Source organism: Bradyrhizobium sp. SEMIA, assembly GCF_014844175.1.
In the GTDB taxonomy this organism is placed as follows: domain Bacteria; phylum Pseudomonadota; class Alphaproteobacteria; order Rhizobiales; family Xanthobacteraceae; genus Bradyrhizobium; species Bradyrhizobium arachidis.
Genome location: NZ_CP046601.1, coordinates 997,910 through 1,014,618 on the forward strand (window position 1 = coordinate 997,910; position 16,709 = coordinate 1,014,618).

Here is a 16,709-nt window from a genome sequence, read left to right on the forward strand (position 1 = left end):
AGCGGGTTCTGGGCTCGAATCCCGAGCCTTTGCGACCGCGACTCAACCGAAGGTTAGAGCTTACTTAATGGGGATGGGAACACGGAATGGGCAGCGGGTAAGATGCGCTTTACTGAACGGTGTCATAATGCCCCTCCGCTGCGGCGGGTTCCAGGTTTAAATCAGACGATTTCGATCTTGCTGTCGGGAGTCGGTCCCCATGCCCCGCGTTCTCATCATCGACGACCAGAAGGATGTCCGCGCGATGATCGCGATCGTGCTGCGGGTCAATCGTTTCGAGGTCGTGGAGGCGGAGAGCGGCGCTGCGGGGCTGAAAGCCTTTGCGGACGAGCCGTTCGACGCGGCGATCGTGGACATCTTCCTTGGTGACACCAGCGGCGTCGAGGTGATCGCGACCCTGCGCGAGCGTGCGCCGGGGCTCCCCGTCATCGCAGTGTCCGGGATGACGGCACTCGACTTCATGGAACAATCGTCCCACCTCGCCAACGTGGTCTGCCTGCAAAAGCCGTTTCGGCCGAACGATCTGCTGCAAGCGCTGCGGAAGGCCCAGGCCGCGGCCGGCGGCGAGCTGCCCGCGGCCGTCTGAGCTTGCCGCAGGGCCGTCTGAGCTTGCCGCAAGAAGAAACGCCCCGGGCGAGCCGGGGCGCTTTGATGATCGTGATGGCGGCCTTGAGGCCCGGCAAGCGCGCTTACGTGCCCTGGCCGCTGACCTCGGCGTAGCCGCCCTTGGCGTCCCATTTGTAGACGACATAATCGATCTGCTTGATGTCGCCCTTGGCGTCATACTCGATCGGGCCGATCACGGTGTCCCACTTGCCGGCCTTCATCGCTTCCATGACCTTCTTGGCGTCGGTGGTGCCGGCCTTCTTGGCCGCTTGCGACCAGACCTGCATCGCCGCATAGGTGTAGAGCGTGTAGCCTTCGGGATCGATGCCCTTGGCCTTGAAGGCTTCGACGATCTTCTTGGCGGTCGGCTTGTTGCGCGGGTCGGGGCCGAAGGTGAACAGCGTGCCTTCGCCGGCCGGGCCGGTGATGGAGGCGTACTCCTTGTCGGCGAGCGCGTCGCCGGCCATCAGGATCGTCTTGAGGCCCTGGTCGCGCATCTGACGCAAGATCAGGCCGCTCTCCTGATGATAGCCGCCGACATAGACGAGATCGATGTTGTCGCGCTTCAGGCGCGAGACGATCGCGTTGAAGTCCTTGTCGCCCTTGTTGTAGGACTCGTACATCTTCTCGGTGATGCCGGCCTTGTTGAGCGCCTTCTTGGTCTCGTCGGCAAGACCCTTGCCGTAGGTGGTCTTGTCGTTGAGGATGGCGATGTTCTTGCCCTTGAAATTCTTGGCGATGTACTGCGCCGCGATCAGGCCCTGCTGATCGTCGCGGCCGCAGACGCGCGCCACGTTCCAGAGCTTGCGCTCGGTGAAGGTCGGGTTGGTCGAGGCAGGGGTGATCTGGAGCACGTTGCCGTCGGCATAGGCTTCCGAGGCCGGGATCGACGACGAGGAGCAGTAATGCCCGGCGACGAACGGCATCTTGGCGCTGGCGATCTTCTCGGCGACGGAGCGCGCCTGCTTCGGATCGCAGGCGTCGTCCTCGACGTCGAGCGCGAGCTTCTTGCCGTTGACGCCGCCGGCGGCGTTGATATCGGCCACGGCCATCTCGGCGCCGTTCTTCATCTGGCGGCCGAAGGCGGACTCGCCGCCGGTCATCGGGCCTGCGACTGCGACGGTGACATCCTGCGCGAATGCCGCGCTCGACAGCGCGAGCGATGCGCCGAATGCCAGACCGATGAGCTTCAGTGATTTCATGAGATACCTCGCGGGTGGTCGCCTGTGGAAGTTGCCGGGGCATGCCCGGTCCAAACCGGCGCCATTCTTGAATGAATTCGAGGAGAAGTCACCGGCAAAATACGGGCATGTGTGGAGATATCTCGCCACATTCCGCCGCACGCGGTCGCATTCCGGACCCGTCAGCCGTGCCGGCCGCCTTCGAGGTAGGCGGCGCGGATCTCGGGGCGCTGCAACAATTCGGCGCCGCTGCCCGCCAGCGTGATCAGGCCATTGACCATGACATAGCCGCGATGGGCGAGCTTGAGCGCATGGTTGGCGTTCTGCTCGACGATCAGCACGGTCAGCCCGTCCTGCCGGTTCAGGGTGCGGATCGCATCGAAAATCTGGCGGGCGATCAGCGGCGCCAGCCCCAGCGAGGGCTCGTCGAGCAGGAGCAGGCGCGGCCGGCTCATCAAGGCGCGGCCGATCGCCAGCATCTGCTGCTCGCCGCCGGACAGGGTTCCGCCGCGCTGGGCGTAGCGTTCCTTCAGCCGCGGGAACAGCGTGAAGACGCGTTGCAGTGTCGTCTCGCGTTCGGCGTCCGTGCATCCGGTGGCGTCCGCGCCCATCTGGAGGTTCTCGGCGACGCTCATGCGCGGGAAAATGCGGCGTCCTTCCGGCGACTGTGCGATGCGCAAATGCGCGATCTCGTGGGTGGGAACGCCGGTGATGTCGCGGCCTTCGTACAGGATCTGGCCTGAGCGGGCGCGCGGCTTGCCGAAGATCGTCATCATCAGCGTCGACTTGCCGGCTCCGTTGGCGCCGATCAGCGCCACGATCTCGCCGGCATTGATCTCGACATCGACGCCCTTCAGCGCCTCGATCTTGCCGTAGGCGGCGCGCAAGGACCGGATCGCGAGCAGGGGAGTGGACGACGTCACGACCCGCTCTCCATCACCGCCGCGGCCTCGTCCTCGTCGGTGCCGAGATAGGCGGCGATCACCTTGGGATCGTCGCGGACCTCGCGGGGCGAGCCTTCGGCGATCTTGACGCCGTGATCCATCACCACGATGTGGTCGGAGATCTCCATCACCACCGACATGTCGTGCTCGATCAGCAGGATCGAGGTGCCATCGTTGCGGATCGAGAGCAGCAGCTCGCTGAGAGCGGCGCTCTCGCGCGCGTTGAGGCCGGCGGCGGGCTCGTCCAGGCACAATAGCGCGGGCTCGGTGCACATCGCGCGCGCGATCTCGAGCCGGCGCTGGTCGCCATAGGCGAGATTTCCGGCAGCGTCATCGGCGCGGTCGAGCAGGTTGACGCGCCTCAGCCAGTCGGTGGCGAGGTCGATCGCCTGCTTTTCGGCCTCCCGGTAGACCGGAGCGCCGACGAGGCCGAGCAAGGTGAAGCCGGAGGCGCGCATCAAGGCGTTGTGCTGCGCCACCATCAGGTTCTCCAGCGCGGTCATGCCGGGAAACAGGCGGATGTTCTGGAAGGTGCGGGCCACCTTGGCCTGCTTGGCGATGCGAAAATCGTTCAGCCGCTCCAGCGCGATCACCCTGCCGTCGTCATGGGTGAGACGGATGGCGCCGCCGCTCGGCTTGTAGAAGCCGGTGATGCAGTTGAACACGGTGGTCTTGCCGGCGCCGTTCGGCCCGATCAAAGCGGTGATCCTCTTGCGCTCGGCGGCGAAAGAGAGGTCCTGCACGGCGACGATGCCGCCGAAGCGCATGGTGAGCCGGTCGACACTGAGGATCTTGTCGCCGCTCATCCGTGCCCTTCCTTGACGAGGTCGGAGGAGATCGCCTGCGCCTTGGTCAGGTACACGGTCGGGGCGCGATGGCCGATCAGCCCGCGCGGCCGCCAGATCATGATCAGCACCATGGCCATGCCGAACACCAGCATGCGGTAGCCCTCGAGGCTCCGGAACAGCTCGAAGCCGCCGATCATGGCAAGCGCCGCAAGCGCAACGCCGAGCTGCGAGCCCATGCCGCCGAGCACGACGATGGCGAGCACCAGCGCCGATTCCTGGAAGGTGAAGGACTCTGGGCTGATGAAGCCCTGGCGCGTGGCGAAGAATGCCCCCGCGAAGCCGCCGAACATTGCGCCGGTCGCGAACGCGGTGAGCTTGGTGGTCGTGGTGTTGATGCCGAGCGCGCGGCAGGCGACCTCGTCCTCGCGCAAGGCTTCCCAGGCCCGGCCGATCGGCAGGCGGCGCAGGCGGATCGTCACCCAGTTGGTGAGCAGGGCCAGCGCCAGGATCAGATAGAACAGGAAGACGATGCGGTGGGTCGGCGAGTATTCGATGCCGAGCTTGGCCGCTAAGCCGTCGTCGCTGTTGTCGAGCGGGATGCCGAAAAAGGAGGGACGCGGAATGCCGGAGACGCCGTTGGGGCCGCCGGTCAGCTCCTGCCAGTTGATGATGACGAGACGGATGATCTCGCCGAAGGCGAGCGTCACGATGGCGAGATAGTCGCCACGCAGCCGCAGTACGGGGAAGCCCAGCAGCACGCCCCAGAACGCGGCGAGGATGCCGGCGAGCGGCAGGCAGATCCAGAACGACCAGCCGAAATTGGTGGCGAGCAGCCCGTAGGAATAGGCGCCGACCGCATAGAAGGCGACGTAGCCGAGGTCGAGCAGGCCGGCGAGGCCGACCACGACGTTCAATCCCCAGCCCAGCATGACATAGGTGAGCACGAGGATGGCAAGGTCGAGGATGTAGCGCTGGTTATAGAAGATGACAGGCACCAGCAGCGTGAAGATCAAGAGCGCGGGCGCCAGATAGCGGCCGATGAACGACATTCCGCTCTGCACGGCTGGCGGCACCAGCTTCTCGGCGCCGGTCGGACCGATCCATTGCCGCAGCAGCTCGATCACGATCGAGCCGCCGAACACCGCGGCAACGAGGGATGCAAGCTCGCCGAAGCGTGTCCAGTAGGTGAGCTGGCCGTCGGAGCCCGCCTCGGTGCGGATGCCGACCATCAGCGAGAACAGAACCAGCGCGACCAGCGCGTTGACGAAGGCTGTCTTCAGAAGGGGGAGGATGCCGGCGGAGCGACTTGCGGATGCGGTTGCTGGCGAGAGGGCTGTCACGCGCGGACCGTCAGACTTTTTCGACTTCGGGACGGCCGAGCAGGCCGGTCGGCATGAAGATCAGCACGACGATCAGGATCGAGAACGCCGCGACGTCCTTGTATCCGACCGAGAAATAGGCCGACCAGAACGTCTCGATCAGGCCGATCGCGAGGCCGCCGAGCATGGCGCCGGGCAGCGATCCGATGCCGCCGAGCACGGCTGCGGTGAACGCCTTGATGCCGGCGACGAAGCCCATGAAGAAATCGACCGTCCCGTAATAGAGCAGGTACATCAGGCCGGCGACCGCGGCGAGCGCGGCACCGATCACGAAGGTCATGGAGATGGTGCGGTCGACGTCGACGCCGAGCAGCGCCGCCATGGTCTGGTCCTGCTCGCAGGCGCGCATGTCGCGCCCGAGCCTCGTGCGCGAGACCAGCCAGGTGAAGATCGCCAGCAGCACGATGGTGGTGACGACCACCATGATCTGGATGTTGGAGAGCTGGATGACGAAGCCGTCCGCGCTCTCGTGCAGGGTGTAGCCGCCGGTGATGAAGGGCGGGATCGGCTTGACGCGCGCGCCCTGCGCAACTTGCGAATAGTTGGTCAGCACGAACGACATGCCGATCGCCGACAGCATCGGGGCGAGGCGGAAGGAATGGCGCAGCGGCCGGTAGGCGATGCGCTCGATGGTCCAGCCATAGAGCGCCGTGATCGCCATCGAGACCAGCAGCACCACGAGCAGGATGACCGGGATCGCGGTCAGGCCGAGCGAGACCAGGATCAGGAAGGTGATGAGGGCGATGAAGCCGCCGATCATGAAGATATCGCCATGGGCGAAATTGATCATGCCGACGATGCCGTAGACCATCGTGTAGCCGATCGCGATCAGGCCGTAGATCGAACCGAGCACGAGGCCGTTGATGAGCTGCTGGGCGAAATAATCCATGGACTGCCGTACCAACCTGAGGCGGCTCAAAGGGAGCTCTTTGAGAGAGAGTTCTTGGGCCCCGGCAGCCCTTGAGCGTTCGTCTCGTTTTCTAACAGGAGGGAACTGGCCGCCGCAACAGCCCAGGCCTCGGCATAAAGGCTTGTACAGAGGTCATTTCGGCTACGGACGTCATTTCGGCGGTTCCGCAGGTGCGAGGAACCGGGTTCCGCAGGGCAACCAAAATGCGGGCGGCCCGTTATCTCCGCTCTGACGTCCAACAAGGGAGTTTCCCCGAATGACGAAGCAGCAGAACCAGAATCCGGGCCAGCAGAGTCAGAACCCCGGCCAGCGCAACCCGCAACAGCAGCAGGGCGGCGGCCAGAAACCCGGACAGCAGCAGCAGGATCCGATGCGGCAGGGCGAGCGCCCCGGCCAGCAGAGCGGCCAGCGCGATCAGGAATAGATTTTGGGAGCCCAAGGGAGTCCACTTAGGGAGTCCAGGAGCGAAGAGCAGTAAGAGAGGTCCCGCCGAAAGGCGGGGCCTTTTTTCTTTTGGCAGGCGGTGCGCCGGGCCGGTTAAGGTAAACAAAGGGTTTAAATTGCCGCCACAGTCTGATGCGAGTTAGCTCCCGGCAGCGCCTTCCCAATGAAGGCGCGTGGCAGGCGAAGCGGGAAGCGGCATGTTCAGGAACTGGCGGATCGGCTCGGTCAACGGCGCGCTGCTGGCGGCCTATTTCATTCCGGCCTGGGCCCTCGTCGCCTTCAACATCATGCTGGCGCCGGTGCACGGCCTCTACGAGCGGCCGAGTGTCGCGGTCGCCCTGTTCCTCAGCGACCATCTCCAGATGGCGGGGATGGAGACGGTGCGCGCCGCCTGGCTGCTGGCGCTCGGCCGGGCGACCGTGGTGGCGTTCTTCGCGATCTATCTCGTGCTGCTGAGCATTCCACGCACCCGCAAGAGCGGCAGCAGCGACGAGGCGCTCGGGATCGCGCTTGCGATCGGCAGCCTGATCTCGTTCGCCAGCATGGTGATGGCCTCCAAGGTCGGCGAGATGGCCGCGCTGCGGCTGCACGCCACCGAGCTCCTGCTCCTGCTCGGCGCCGCCATCGTGGTGGTGATCGAGAAGCCGGCGGAAGCGCCCAAGATGGTTCAGAAGGCCGCCGAGGCCCCCGCGCCGCTAGCTCTTGAGCAGGCCGAGCTCCTGCACAATCGCTGAGGCTTCCTTGACGGCGTGGTTCGCCGCCGGCACGCCGCAATAGATCGCCTGCTGCAACAGGATTTCCTTGATGTCGTCGGGCGTGAAGCCGCCCTCCGCGAGCGCCGCGCGCACATGCAAGCGGAATTCGTCCCATTGCCCGAGCGCGACCATGGTGCCGATGACGAGCACGCGCCGCGTCCGCTCATCGAAATGCGGTCGCGTCCAGATCTCGCCCCAGGCATAGCGCGTGATCATGTCCTGGAAGTCGGTGTTGAACGCGTTGCGGTTGGCGATCGACTTGTCGACCCAGGGATCGCCCAGCACCTTGCGGCGCACGTTCATGCCGGCATCGCGGCGCTTCTGGTCGTCCATGGTGTTTCCTCCGGATCAGTCATTCCGGGTTCGCCTCTTCGAGGCGCCCCGGAATGACGGGGGGCAGCTAGCGCTGGGTCAAAAAGCCCACCACCGCATCGGTGAACGCGTGCGGCTGCTCGACATTGGAAATGTGCGCGGCGTCGATGATGGTCATGCTGGCGCCGGGAATGCTGGAGCGGATCAATTCGCCTGCGGAGATCGGCGTCGCCATGTCGTGGCGGCCGGCGATCACCAGTGTCGGGCTCTTGATCTTCGGCAGCAGCGCGCGCTGGTCGAGCGTCGACAGCGCCTCGCAGCAGGCCAGATACCCCTCGACAGGGGTGGCGAGTAGCATCGCCTTCATCTTCGCGGTGATCTCAGGCTCGCGCTCGCGAAAATCCGTCGTGAGCCAGCCCGCGACCACGGCATCGGCTACCGCCGCGATGCCGCCCTTCTTCACGGCGTCGATGCGCTCCAGCCATTTGGTCGGCTCGGCATAGTAGCAGGAGGTGTTGGCGAGGATCAGCTTGCCGAAGCGCTCCGGCGCATTGGCGCCCAGCCATTGCCCGACCATGCCGCCCATCGACAGGCCGCACCAATGCACCTTCTCGATGTTGAGGTCGTCGAGGATTGCGAGCACGTCGCGGCCGAAGCGCTCCATCGTGTAGGGGCCGGGCGGAACGTTGGACTTGCCGTGGCCGCGGCGATCGTAGCGGATGACGCGGAACACCTGCGTCAGCGCCTTCATCTGCGGCTCCCACATCTGCAGCGTGCAGCCGAGCGAATTGGAGAGCATCAGGGTCGGCCCGCCGTCGCGGCCCTCGACGGAGACGTTGATCAGGCAACCGTCGGCATCGATCATGGGCATGATATGTTCCTCGTCATGCGCGGGCTTGACCCGCGCATCCATCTCGAATGCATGTTTCTCCGATGATGGATTGCCGGGTCAAGCCCGGCAATGACATCAGGAGAGATCCAACGAAGCTAGCAGCCGGTCGATCAGGGCCTGCGAGGCGCCTTGATAGGCCATCGGCTCGAACAATGCCGCAATTTTTTCCGGCGCCAGATGCGCAGTGACCTGCGAATCGGCCGACAGCACCTCGCGCAGATGCTTCTTCTCCGCAACCGCGCGCTTGCTGGCGGCCTCGATCAGATGATGTGCGTCGCTCTTGCCGATCTTGTCGGCGAGCGCGAAGGTGACGGCCTCGGCCATGATCAGTCCATGCGTCGCATCGAGATTGCTGCGCATGCGCGCGGCATCGACGTCGAGGCCTTCGGCGATGTCGACGACGGCGGCAAGCGCGCCAGAGGCGACCAGCATCAGTTGCGGCAGCGTCGGCCATTCCGCGTGCCAGGGACCGGCGCTGCGCTCATGGTCCTGCACCTGGGCTGCAAAAATCGTCGCGGCGAGTTGCGGCGCCAGGGTGGCGGCGCCCAGCGCGCTTGCGGCGGCGACCGGGTTGGCGCTTGTGCGGCATGGTCGAGGAGCCGCCGCGGCCTTCGCCGGCGGGCTCGAACGCTTCGCCGACATCGGTCTGCATCAGCAGCGAGACGTCGCGCGCGATCTTGCCGCAGCTGCCGGCGAGAATCGCAAAGCTGGAAGCCGCCTCGGCGATCCGGTCGCGATGGGTGTGCCAGGGCGCTTCCGGCAGCGGCAGGTTCAGCTCCTGCGCCAATCGCTCCGCAACGACGAGCCCCTTGTCGCCGAGCGCTGCGAGCGTGCCGGCGGCAGCGCGAGGCCCTCGCGGGCGAGCGCCGCAGCCGGCAGCGCGCGCGCGCAAGGCTTGATGCGTATTCGGCGGCCTTCAGTCCGAACGGCATTGGCAGCGCGTGCTGCAGCCAGGTCCGCGCCACCATCGCGGTGTTGCGGTGCTTGCGCGCCAGCGCGGCAAAGCCCTTGATGGCGCGGCTGAGGTCGGCATCCAGCGCGTCAATGCCGGCGCGCAAGCTCAGCATGGTCGCGGTGTCGATGACGTCCTGGCTGGTCGCGCCCCAATGGACGTAGCGGGCGGCCTCTGCGTCGGCCTTGCCGACATTGGCGGTCAGCGCCTTGACCAGGGGAATCGCGAGATTGCCTGATCGGGTCGCGGCCTCGGCCAGCGCGGCCATATCGAAGGTATCAGCCTTGCACGCCGCCTCGATCGGGCCCACCGCGGATGCGGGGATCACGCCTGTCGCGGCCTCGGCGCGTGCCAGGGCTGCCTCGAAATCGAGCATGTTCTGGAGGGTCGACCGGTCGTCGCAGATCGCGCGCATGGCCGGGCTCGACAGCATCGGCGCGAGCAGGGGGGAGAGGGAGGTGCTCATATTATGCGGGACCTAACCACCATGACCCGCCTGTGCCAATCCCCAACCATCAGCGCAAGCCTTTTGCAGTTGCGAATATGCATTGCACGTGACCGGGGACCACCCTTTCCTTTGCGGCCTCCGTGCGTTACTTGAGCAATATTATTCTGATGCGATCCAAGTCTGATATCCCGGGAGGCGCCCCATGGCCATGACGATGAACGGCGAAGTCCAGCTTGCGGCGCCGCGCGAGGCCGTCTGGGAGAAGCTCAACGATCCCGAGGTGCTCAAGGCCTGCATCCCCGGCTGCGAGGAGCTGGAGAAGACCGAGGACGGCGGCTTCCGTGCAACGGCCAAAATGAAGGTCGGGCCGGTGTCGGCGCGCTTCAAGGGCAAGGTCATGCTGAGCGATCTCGACCCGCCGAACGGCTACAAGATATCAGGTGAAGGCGAGGGCGGCGTGGCCGGATTCGCCAAGGGCGGTGCGGCGGTCAAGCTCGCGGAGAAGGACGGCGGCACGCTGCTCTCCTACGATGTCGAGGCGCAGATCGGCGGCAAGTTGGCGCAGCTCGGCCAGCGCCTGATCAACGGCACCGCCAAGAAACTGGCCGACGAGTTTTTCGCGAATTTCGCCAAGGCGGTACAGGGCTGAAACCTATCGCCTTTCGGCATGGCGGCTTGCGTCCGGGGCGATGTTGCCCCAGGGGACAATGGCCCATATGATGGGTTGGAATAATTATAAGAACGCTTCGACGGGACCCGTCGGGGTGCTGATAGAGAGTGCTTATGGCAAAAATCTCCCTCATCGTGAACGGCAATCCTGTAACGGCCAATGTCGATCCCCGCACGCTCCTGGTGCAGTTTTTGCGCGAGAATCTGCGACTGACCGGCACCCATGTCGGCTGCGACACTTCGCAGTGCGGCGCCTGCGTCGTGCATCTCGACGGCAAGGCCGTGAAGTCCTGCACCACGCTTGCGGTGATGGCCGACGGCCATGAGGTCAAGACGATCGAGGGGCTCGCTGCCGACGGCGCGCCGCTGCATCCGATGCAGGAGGCCTTCCGCGAGCACCATGGCCTGCAGTGCGGCTTCTGCACGCCCGGCATGATCATGACCGCGATCGACATCGTCCATCGCAAGGGCCACGAGGTCGACGACCATACGATCCGGGAAGAACTGGAAGGCAATCTTTGCCGCTGCACCGGCTACCAGAACATCGTCGCCTCGATCTCCGCCGGCGCCAAGGCGATGGCGAAATCCGATCTCGCCTAACCCGCGCATCCCGCGATCAGGACATTCAGATGTACGAATTCAAATATCATCGCCCCGGGACCGTGCGGCAGGCCGCCAACCTCCTGGTGAAGAACGAAGACGCCAAGGTGATCGCCGGCGGCCATACGCTGATTCCCGTCATGAAGCAGCGTCTCGCCAGCCCCCCGCATCTGGTCGACCTCTCCCACATCGAGGGGCTCAACACGATCGAGATGAAGGGCCGCTCGCTCGTGATCGGCGCCACCGCCAAGCATGCCGAGGTCGCGACCTCCGCCATCGTCGGCGAGGCCATTCCGGCGCTGGCGGATCTCGCCGGCCAGATCGGCGATCCCGCCGTGCGCCACCGGGGCACGATCGGCGGCTCGCTCGCCAATAACGATCCGACCGCCGACTATCCCGCCGCGGTGCTCGCGCTGGGCGCGACCATCGTCACCAACAAGCGCCGCCTCAAGGCGGAAGAGTATTTCCAGGGCCTGTTCTCGACCGCGCTGGAAGCGGACGAGATCATCACCAAGGTGATGTTCCCGCTGCCGAAGAAGGCGGCCTACGTCAAATTCCGCAACCAGGCCTCGCGCTATGCGCTCGTCGGCGTGTTCGTGGCCCGGCGTCCGTCGGACGTGCGGGTCGCCGTCACCGGCGCCGGCTCCGAGGGCGTGTTCCGCGTCACCGCGTTCGAGGAAGCCCTGAAGAAGCGCTTCGCGTCGAAGGCGATCGAAGGCATCGAGGTGCCGGCGGACGGCCTCAACAGCGACATCCACGGCAGCGCCGAATATCGGGCGCATCTCATCGGAGTGCTGACGAGGCGTGCCCTCGACGCCGCCAACGCCAAGGCGTGAGTGAACCTCACGCCTCGGCCAAACTTGTCCCTGGTGGGGCGTAGCGAGACTGGCTTTTTCATGAATTCAGCGGCCAATTCTTCCGGTGCTTTGCCGGCATCGGTCGATGCGATGCTCGAACTCTTGACCTCGCGCGGCTATCTCGCCGAGCGGTCGCTGGCGACAGTGACCTACCTGTCGCTGCGCATGGGCCGGCCGCTGTTCCTCGAAGGCGAGGCCGGCGTCGGCAAGACCGAGATCGCAAAGGTGCTCTCGGCGGCGCTGGGGCGGAAGCTGATCCGTCTGCAGTGCTACGAGGGCCTCGACGTTTCCTCCGCGGTCTATGAGTGGAACAGCGCCGCGCAGATGATCGCGATCCGGATGGCGGAAGCCGCCGGCGATACCGATCGCGATCAGCTCTCGAGCGACATCTTCGCCGACCGCTACATGATCAAGCGGCCGCTGCTCCAGGCGCTGGAGCCTGATGTGGCCGGTCCGCCGGTGCTCTTGATCGACGAGCTCGACCGCGCCGACGAGGCGTTCGAGGCGTACCTGCTCGAGATCCTCAGTGACTTCCAGGTGACCATCCCTGAATTCGGCACCGTAAAGGCGCCGCATCCGCCAATCGTCATCATCACCTCCAATCGCACCCGCGAGATCCACGACGCGCTGAAGCGGCGCTGCCTCTACCACTGGGTCGATTATCCCGCCGCCGAGCGCGAGCTTGCCATCGTCAAGACGCGCGTGCCCGGCATCTCGGCAAAACTCTCGCAGCAGGTCGTGCGCTTCGTGCAGGCCCTGCGCAACCAGGACTTCTATAAGTCGCCTGGTGTCGCCGAGACCATCGACTGGGCCACCGCCTTGTCGGAGCTCGATGCTCGCTCGCTGACCCCGCAAGTGGTCGGCGACACGCTGGGCGCGCTGCTCAAGTACCAGGACGACATCACACGGATGCAGGGCGATGCCTTGCAGAAGGTGCTGAAGGACGCGACGAGCGAGAATTGATCTCGCGCCATAACTGCTCCCGTCATTCCGGGGCGCGACGAAGTCGCGAGCCCGGAATCCATAACCACGATCGGGAGTATGGATTCCGGGCTCGCGCCTAAGAAAGCGCGCCCCGGAATGACGAGGGGATGGATACGAAACCATGGCCATCAACCACCTTGCCCCGGAGCAAACCGAGCAGTTCGCCGACAACATCGTCGGCTTCGCCCGCGCGCTGCGTGCGGCCGGAATGCCGGTCGGGCCGGGCGCCGTCATCGATGCCATGAGCGCGCTGCAGGTGATCGACATCGGCAACCGGTCCGACGTCTTCACCACGCTGGAGGCGATCTTCGTCAAGCGCCACGAGCATGCGCAGATCTTCAGGCAGGCCTTCAACCTGTTCTTCCGTGCCTCCGAGGAATGGAAGCACATGCTGGATTCGGTACCGCTGCCCGAGCAGGCCAAGAAGAAGCCGCAGGCCGGCGCCCGCCGCGTGCAGGAGGCGATGTCGCAGCCGCGCATGACCGAGACGCCGCAGCACCAGGAGCAGGATTTGCGCCTGTCGGTCTCCGACAAGGAGATCCTTCAGAAGAAGGATTTTGCGCAGATGAGCGCGGCGGAGATCAGCGAGGCGCTGCGCGCGGTCGAGCGGATGCACCTGCCGCAGGCCGAGCTCCTGACGCGCCGGCACCAGCGCGATCCGCGTGGGCTGCGCCTCGACCTGCGCCGCACGCTGCGCGCGTCCTTACGCACCGGCGGCGACATCATCGACATCCATCGCCTCGGGCGGATCGAGAAGCCGGCGCCGATCGTCGCGCTGCTCGATATCTCGGGCTCGATGAGCGAGTACACTCGCCTGTTCCTGCACTTCCTCCACGCCATCACTGACGCGCGCAAGCGCGTGTCGGTGTTTCTGTTCGGCACCCGTCTCACCAATGTCACACGGGCGCTGCGCCAGCGCGATCCGGACGAGGCGCTGGCGAGCTGCTCGGCCTCGGTCGAGGACTGGGCCGGCGGCACGAGGATCTCGGCCTCGCTGCACAACTTCAACAAATTGTGGGCGCGGCGGGTGCTGAGCCAGGGCGCCATCGTGCTGCTGATCTCCGACGGGCTGGAGCGCGAGGCCGATTCCAGGCTCGCCTTCGAGATGGACCGGCTGCACCGCTCCTGCCGGCGGCTGATCTGGCTGAACCCCCTGTTGCGCTTCGGGGGCTTCGAAGCCAAGGCCCAGGGCATCAAAATGATGCTCCCGCACGTTGACGAATTCCGCCCGGTACATAATTTGAGTTCGATCCAGGAGCTGATCACCACGCTCTCCCAGCCGCTGCCGCCGCATCACCGCAGCCTGATCCGCTCCGCAGCTTGAGAGGCCACCCATGCTCGATCGCGACGAGGATATCCTGAAGGCGGCGGAGGACTGGCAGAAGGCCGGCCGTGGCGTCGCGCTGGCGACCGTGGTGGAGACCTGGGGCTCGGCCCCGCGCCCGGCGGGCTCGAGCCTCGTCATCAACGACGAGGGCACGTTCCTGGGCTCAGTCTCCGGCGGCTGCGTCGAGGGCGCCGTGGTGACCGAGGCCATGGACGTGATCGAGAGCGGCAAGCCCAAGATGCTGGAATTCGGCGTTGCCGACGAGACCGCCTGGAATGTCGGTCTGTCCTGCGGCGGCACCATCCGCGTCTTTGTCGAGAAGGTCGGCTAGCCGTGAAGCTCGCGATCCTGCACGAACTCAATGCCGAGCGCGCCGCGCGCCGGCCCGTCATTCTGGTGACGGACACAGAGAGCGGCGAGCAGCGCCTGGTGAAGGCTGCGGACTTCGCAAAAGACCCGCTGCGCGCTGAGCTGGACAAGCAGCTTCGCATGGGCAAGAGCGCCAATGTCGAGGCCGGCGGCAAGAAGCTGTTCCTGAATGTCTACGCGCCGACCGCAAAGCTCGTGATCATCGGTGCGGTCCATATCAGCCAGGCGCTGGCGCCGCTGGCGCGCTCGCTCGGTTACGACGTCACGGTCGTTGATCCCCGTACCGCCTTCGCCAGCCCCGAGCGTTTCCCGGACATTCCGCTCGTCGCCGAATGGCCGGACACGGCGCTGCCGCCGCTCAATGTCGATGCCTACACCGCCTTCGTCGCGGTGACGCACGATCCCAAGATCGACGATCCCGCGTTGCTGCACGCCTTCGAGCGCAACTGCTTCTATATCGGCGCGCTCGGCTCACGGAAGACGCACGCCAAGCGCGGCGACCGGCTGCGGGCGCAGGGCGCCAAGGACAGCGACATCGCGCGCATCCACGCGCCCATTGGTCTTGCGATCGGCGCGGTCTCGCCGTCCGAGATCGCGGTAGCGATCATGGCCGAGATCACGGCGGTGCTCCGCCTGCCACCCAAAGAAAAAGAAGAAGCGGCATGAAGTTCGGACCGGCGAGCCCCAAGGATGCGATCGGCGGGGTGACCGTCCACACCCTGCGCCAGGGACCGCTGGTGCTGAAGAAGGGCACGACGATCGGGCCTGCCGAGGTCGAGTCGCTCACGCGCGCCGGCATCAAGGACATCGTCGTGGTGCGGATGGAGGCGGGCGACGTCTCCGAGGACGTCGCGGCCGCCAGCATCGCGCTTGCGGTCGGCGGCGAGGGCATCCATGTCGAGCGCGCCTTCACCGGCCGCGCTAATCTGTTCGCCGCCCAGCCCGGCGTGCTGGTGATCGACCGCGCCGCGGTCGACCGCATCAACAATATCGACGAGGCCATCACCTTCGCGACGCTCACCGCCTACAAGCCCGTGGTCGAGGGCGAGATGGTCGGCACCGTCAAGATCATCCCGTTCGGTGTCGAGGGGACCTTGCGCGATGCCGCGGTGAAGGCGGCCGGCAAGGACGTGCTGAAGGTCGCGCCGTACGTCATCAAGCGCGTCGGCGTGGTCTCGACGCTGCTGCCGGGCCTGTCGTCGAAGGTCGTCGACAAGACCCTGCGCGTCACCGCCGAGCGCCTCGCGCCGGCCGGCGCCAGCATCATCGCCGAGCGGCGGGTCCAGCACGACGAACACGCGCTGTCGGCGGCGATCAAGGAATTGCTTGGATTAGGGGCCGAGCTCGTCATCGTGTTCGGCGCGTCCGCGATCGCCGATCGTCGCGACGTCATTCCGGCGGCCGTGACCGGCATCGGCGGCGAAATCGAGCATTTCGGCATGCCGGTCGATCCCGGCAATTTGCTGCTGATCGCGCGGGCAGGCGGCGTGCCGGTGCTGGGCGCGCCGGGCTGCGCCCGCTCGCCGGTCGAGAACGGTTTTGACTGGGTGCTGATGCGACTGCTTGCCGGCATCAAGGTGACGCGCTCCGAGCTGATGGGCATGGGCGTCGGCGGCCTCCTGATGGAGATCGTGACGCGGCCGCAGCCGCGCGCAAAGCCGGAGACCGAGGGCAACAGCCAGGTCGCGGCCATCGTGCTCGCGGCGGGCCGCTCGACCCGTATGGGCGGGCCGAACAAGCTGCTCGCCGAACTCGACGGCAAGAAGCTGGTGCGGACCGCCACCGAGCAGGCGCTGGCGTCCAAGGCATCCGAGGTGATCGTCGTCACCGGCCATCAGACCGAGCTGGTCGAGCAGGCGCTCGCGGGCCTGAAGGTGCGCTTCGTCAAGAACCCGGATTTCGCCGGCGGCATCGCAAGCTCGGTCAAGGCCGGCATCGCGGCCGTGCCCGACACCTGCGACGGCGCGATCGTCTGTCTCGGCGACATGCCGCTGATCGACGCCGGCCTGATCGACCGCCTGATCGACGGCTTTGCGCCCGACCGCGGCAACCTCATCGTCGTGCCCGTCAGCGAAGGCCGCCGCGGCAATCCCGTGCTGTGGTCGCGCCGTTTCTTCAAGGAATTGATGACGCTCGACGGCGATGTCGGCGCGCGGCATCTGATCGCCAAGCACACCGAGGCGGTCGCCGAAGTGCCTGTCGATGGCGAGAGCGCCTTCCTCGACATCGACACGCCGCAGGCCCTGGAAGCGGCACGCCGCGGATGACGCTGCCGTAGGGCGGGCAAATCGA

General features: G+C 65.9%; 18 protein-coding genes and 1 pseudogene. 11 read left to right on the forward strand and 8 right to left on the reverse strand.

The genetic code is table 11. The features are described 5' to 3' along the window. Nucleotides 1-199: 199 nt before the first annotated feature. Nucleotides 200-586: a response regulator gene (locus tag FOM02_RS04730; protein WP_027560198.1), complete on the forward strand. Its 387-nt coding sequence runs from the start codon at nt 200-202 to the stop codon at nt 584-586. Between the two features lie 103 nt (nt 587-689). Here the strand turns inward: FOM02_RS04730 and FOM02_RS04735 are convergent, their stop codons facing one another. The 5 genes from FOM02_RS04735 to FOM02_RS04755 form a co-directional block, all read right to left on the reverse strand. Continuing rightward, nucleotides 690-1,808 carry a branched-chain amino acid ABC transporter substrate-binding protein gene (locus FOM02_RS04735; RefSeq protein ID WP_027560197.1) on the reverse strand — a complete coding sequence of 373 codons (1,119 nt, stop codon included), beginning with the start codon at nt 1,806-1,808 and terminating at the stop codon, nt 690-692. Nucleotides 1,809-1,969: 161 nt separating this feature from the next. Beyond that, the gene (locus tag FOM02_RS04740; protein ID WP_027560196.1) at nt 1,970-2,710 is read right to left on the reverse strand and encodes an ABC transporter ATP-binding protein; all 741 of its coding nucleotides are present in this window, start codon (nt 2,708-2,710) and stop codon (nt 1,970-1,972) included. Beyond that, nucleotides 2,707-3,537 carry an ABC transporter ATP-binding protein gene (locus FOM02_RS04745; RefSeq protein WP_027560195.1) on the reverse strand — a complete coding sequence of 277 codons (831 nt, stop codon included), beginning with the start codon at nt 3,535-3,537 and terminating at the stop codon, nt 2,707-2,709. The genes FOM02_RS04740 and FOM02_RS04745 overlap by 4 nt, the downstream gene beginning before the upstream one ends. Next, on the reverse strand, nt 3,534-4,859 hold the full coding sequence (livM, locus tag FOM02_RS04750; RefSeq protein ID WP_027560194.1) for a high-affinity branched-chain amino acid ABC transporter permease LivM: 1,326 nt from the start codon (nt 4,857-4,859) through the stop codon (nt 3,534-3,536). Before livM ends, FOM02_RS04745 begins: the two co-directional genes overlap by 4 nt. A gap of 10 nt (nt 4,860-4,869) precedes the next feature. After that, nucleotides 4,870-5,787 (reverse strand): ABC transporter permease subunit, encoded by a 918-nt coding sequence (locus tag FOM02_RS04755; protein ID WP_027560193.1) that lies wholly within the window; start codon nt 5,785-5,787, stop codon nt 4,870-4,872. A 277-nt stretch (nt 5,788-6,064) separates the two neighbouring features. Here FOM02_RS04755 and FOM02_RS04760 point away from each other — a divergent pair, with 277 nt between their 5' ends. Continuing rightward, entirely contained in the window at nt 6,065-6,232 is a 168-nt protein-coding gene (locus tag FOM02_RS04760) for a hypothetical protein (RefSeq protein WP_167380661.1), read from the forward strand. A gap of 217 nt (nt 6,233-6,449) precedes the next feature. Further along, entirely contained in the window at nt 6,450-6,986 is a 537-nt protein-coding gene (locus tag FOM02_RS04765) for a hypothetical protein (protein ID WP_027560192.1), read from the forward strand. Here FOM02_RS04765 and FOM02_RS04770 read toward each other — a convergent pair. From FOM02_RS04770 to FOM02_RS04780, 3 genes and pseudogenes are all read right to left on the reverse strand, one after another. Beyond that, nucleotides 6,948-7,340 (reverse strand): carboxymuconolactone decarboxylase family protein, encoded by a 393-nt coding sequence (locus tag FOM02_RS04770; protein ID WP_265441467.1) that lies wholly within the window; start codon nt 7,338-7,340, stop codon nt 6,948-6,950. The two genes, FOM02_RS04765 and FOM02_RS04770, sit on opposite strands and share 39 nt — an antisense overlap. A 67-nt stretch (nt 7,341-7,407) precedes the next feature. Beyond that, nucleotides 7,408-8,190 carry a 3-oxoadipate enol-lactonase gene (gene pcaD / locus FOM02_RS04775; protein WP_265441468.1) on the reverse strand — a complete coding sequence of 261 codons (783 nt, stop codon included), beginning with the start codon at nt 8,188-8,190 and terminating at the stop codon, nt 7,408-7,410. 96 nt (nt 8,191-8,286) lie between these two features. Beyond that, nucleotides 8,287-9,629: pseudogene (locus tag FOM02_RS04780) on the reverse strand (3-carboxy-cis,cis-muconate cycloisomerase). A 184-nt stretch (nt 9,630-9,813) separates the two neighbouring features. Between FOM02_RS04780 and FOM02_RS04785 the strand changes: the two are divergent. The 8 genes from FOM02_RS04785 to FOM02_RS04820 all read left to right on the forward strand — a co-directional run bounded on the left by FOM02_RS04785 (nt 9,814) and on the right by FOM02_RS04820 (nt 16,684). After that, nucleotides 9,814-10,260 carry an SRPBCC family protein gene (locus tag FOM02_RS04785; RefSeq protein ID WP_027560188.1) on the forward strand — a complete coding sequence of 149 codons (447 nt, stop codon included), beginning with the start codon at nt 9,814-9,816 and terminating at the stop codon, nt 10,258-10,260. Between the two features lie 134 nt (nt 10,261-10,394). Beyond that, nucleotides 10,395-10,880, forward strand: coding sequence for a (2Fe-2S)-binding protein (locus tag FOM02_RS04790; protein WP_027560187.1), 486 nt, complete (start codon nt 10,395-10,397; stop codon nt 10,878-10,880). Between the two features lie 29 nt (nt 10,881-10,909). After that, complete coding sequence (locus tag FOM02_RS04795; protein WP_027560186.1) at nt 10,910-11,716, forward strand: FAD binding domain-containing protein; 807 nt, start codon at nt 10,910-10,912, stop codon at nt 11,714-11,716. A gap of 60 nt (nt 11,717-11,776) precedes the next feature. Next, the gene (locus FOM02_RS04800; RefSeq protein WP_027560185.1) at nt 11,777-12,700 is read left to right on the forward strand and encodes an AAA family ATPase; all 924 of its coding nucleotides are present in this window, start codon (nt 11,777-11,779) and stop codon (nt 12,698-12,700) included. Nucleotides 12,701-12,842: 142 nt separating this feature from the next. Further along, a complete protein-coding gene (locus FOM02_RS04805) occupies nt 12,843-14,045 on the forward strand; it encodes a vWA domain-containing protein (RefSeq protein ID WP_092213535.1) in 1,203 nt (400 codons plus the stop codon). A 10-nt stretch (nt 14,046-14,055) separates the two neighbouring features. After that, nucleotides 14,056-14,379 (forward strand): XdhC family protein, encoded by a 324-nt coding sequence (locus tag FOM02_RS04810; protein ID WP_008564652.1) that lies wholly within the window; start codon nt 14,056-14,058, stop codon nt 14,377-14,379. Between the two features lie 2 nt (nt 14,380-14,381). Further along, on the forward strand, nt 14,382-15,083 hold the full coding sequence (locus FOM02_RS04815; RefSeq protein WP_027560183.1) for an XdhC family protein: 702 nt from the start codon (nt 14,382-14,384) through the stop codon (nt 15,081-15,083). Further along, a complete protein-coding gene (locus tag FOM02_RS04820) occupies nt 15,080-16,684 on the forward strand; it encodes a molybdopterin-binding/glycosyltransferase family 2 protein (RefSeq protein ID WP_265441469.1) in 1,605 nt (534 codons plus the stop codon). Before FOM02_RS04815 ends, FOM02_RS04820 begins: the two co-directional genes overlap by 4 nt. Nucleotides 16,685-16,709: the final 25 nt, after the last annotated feature.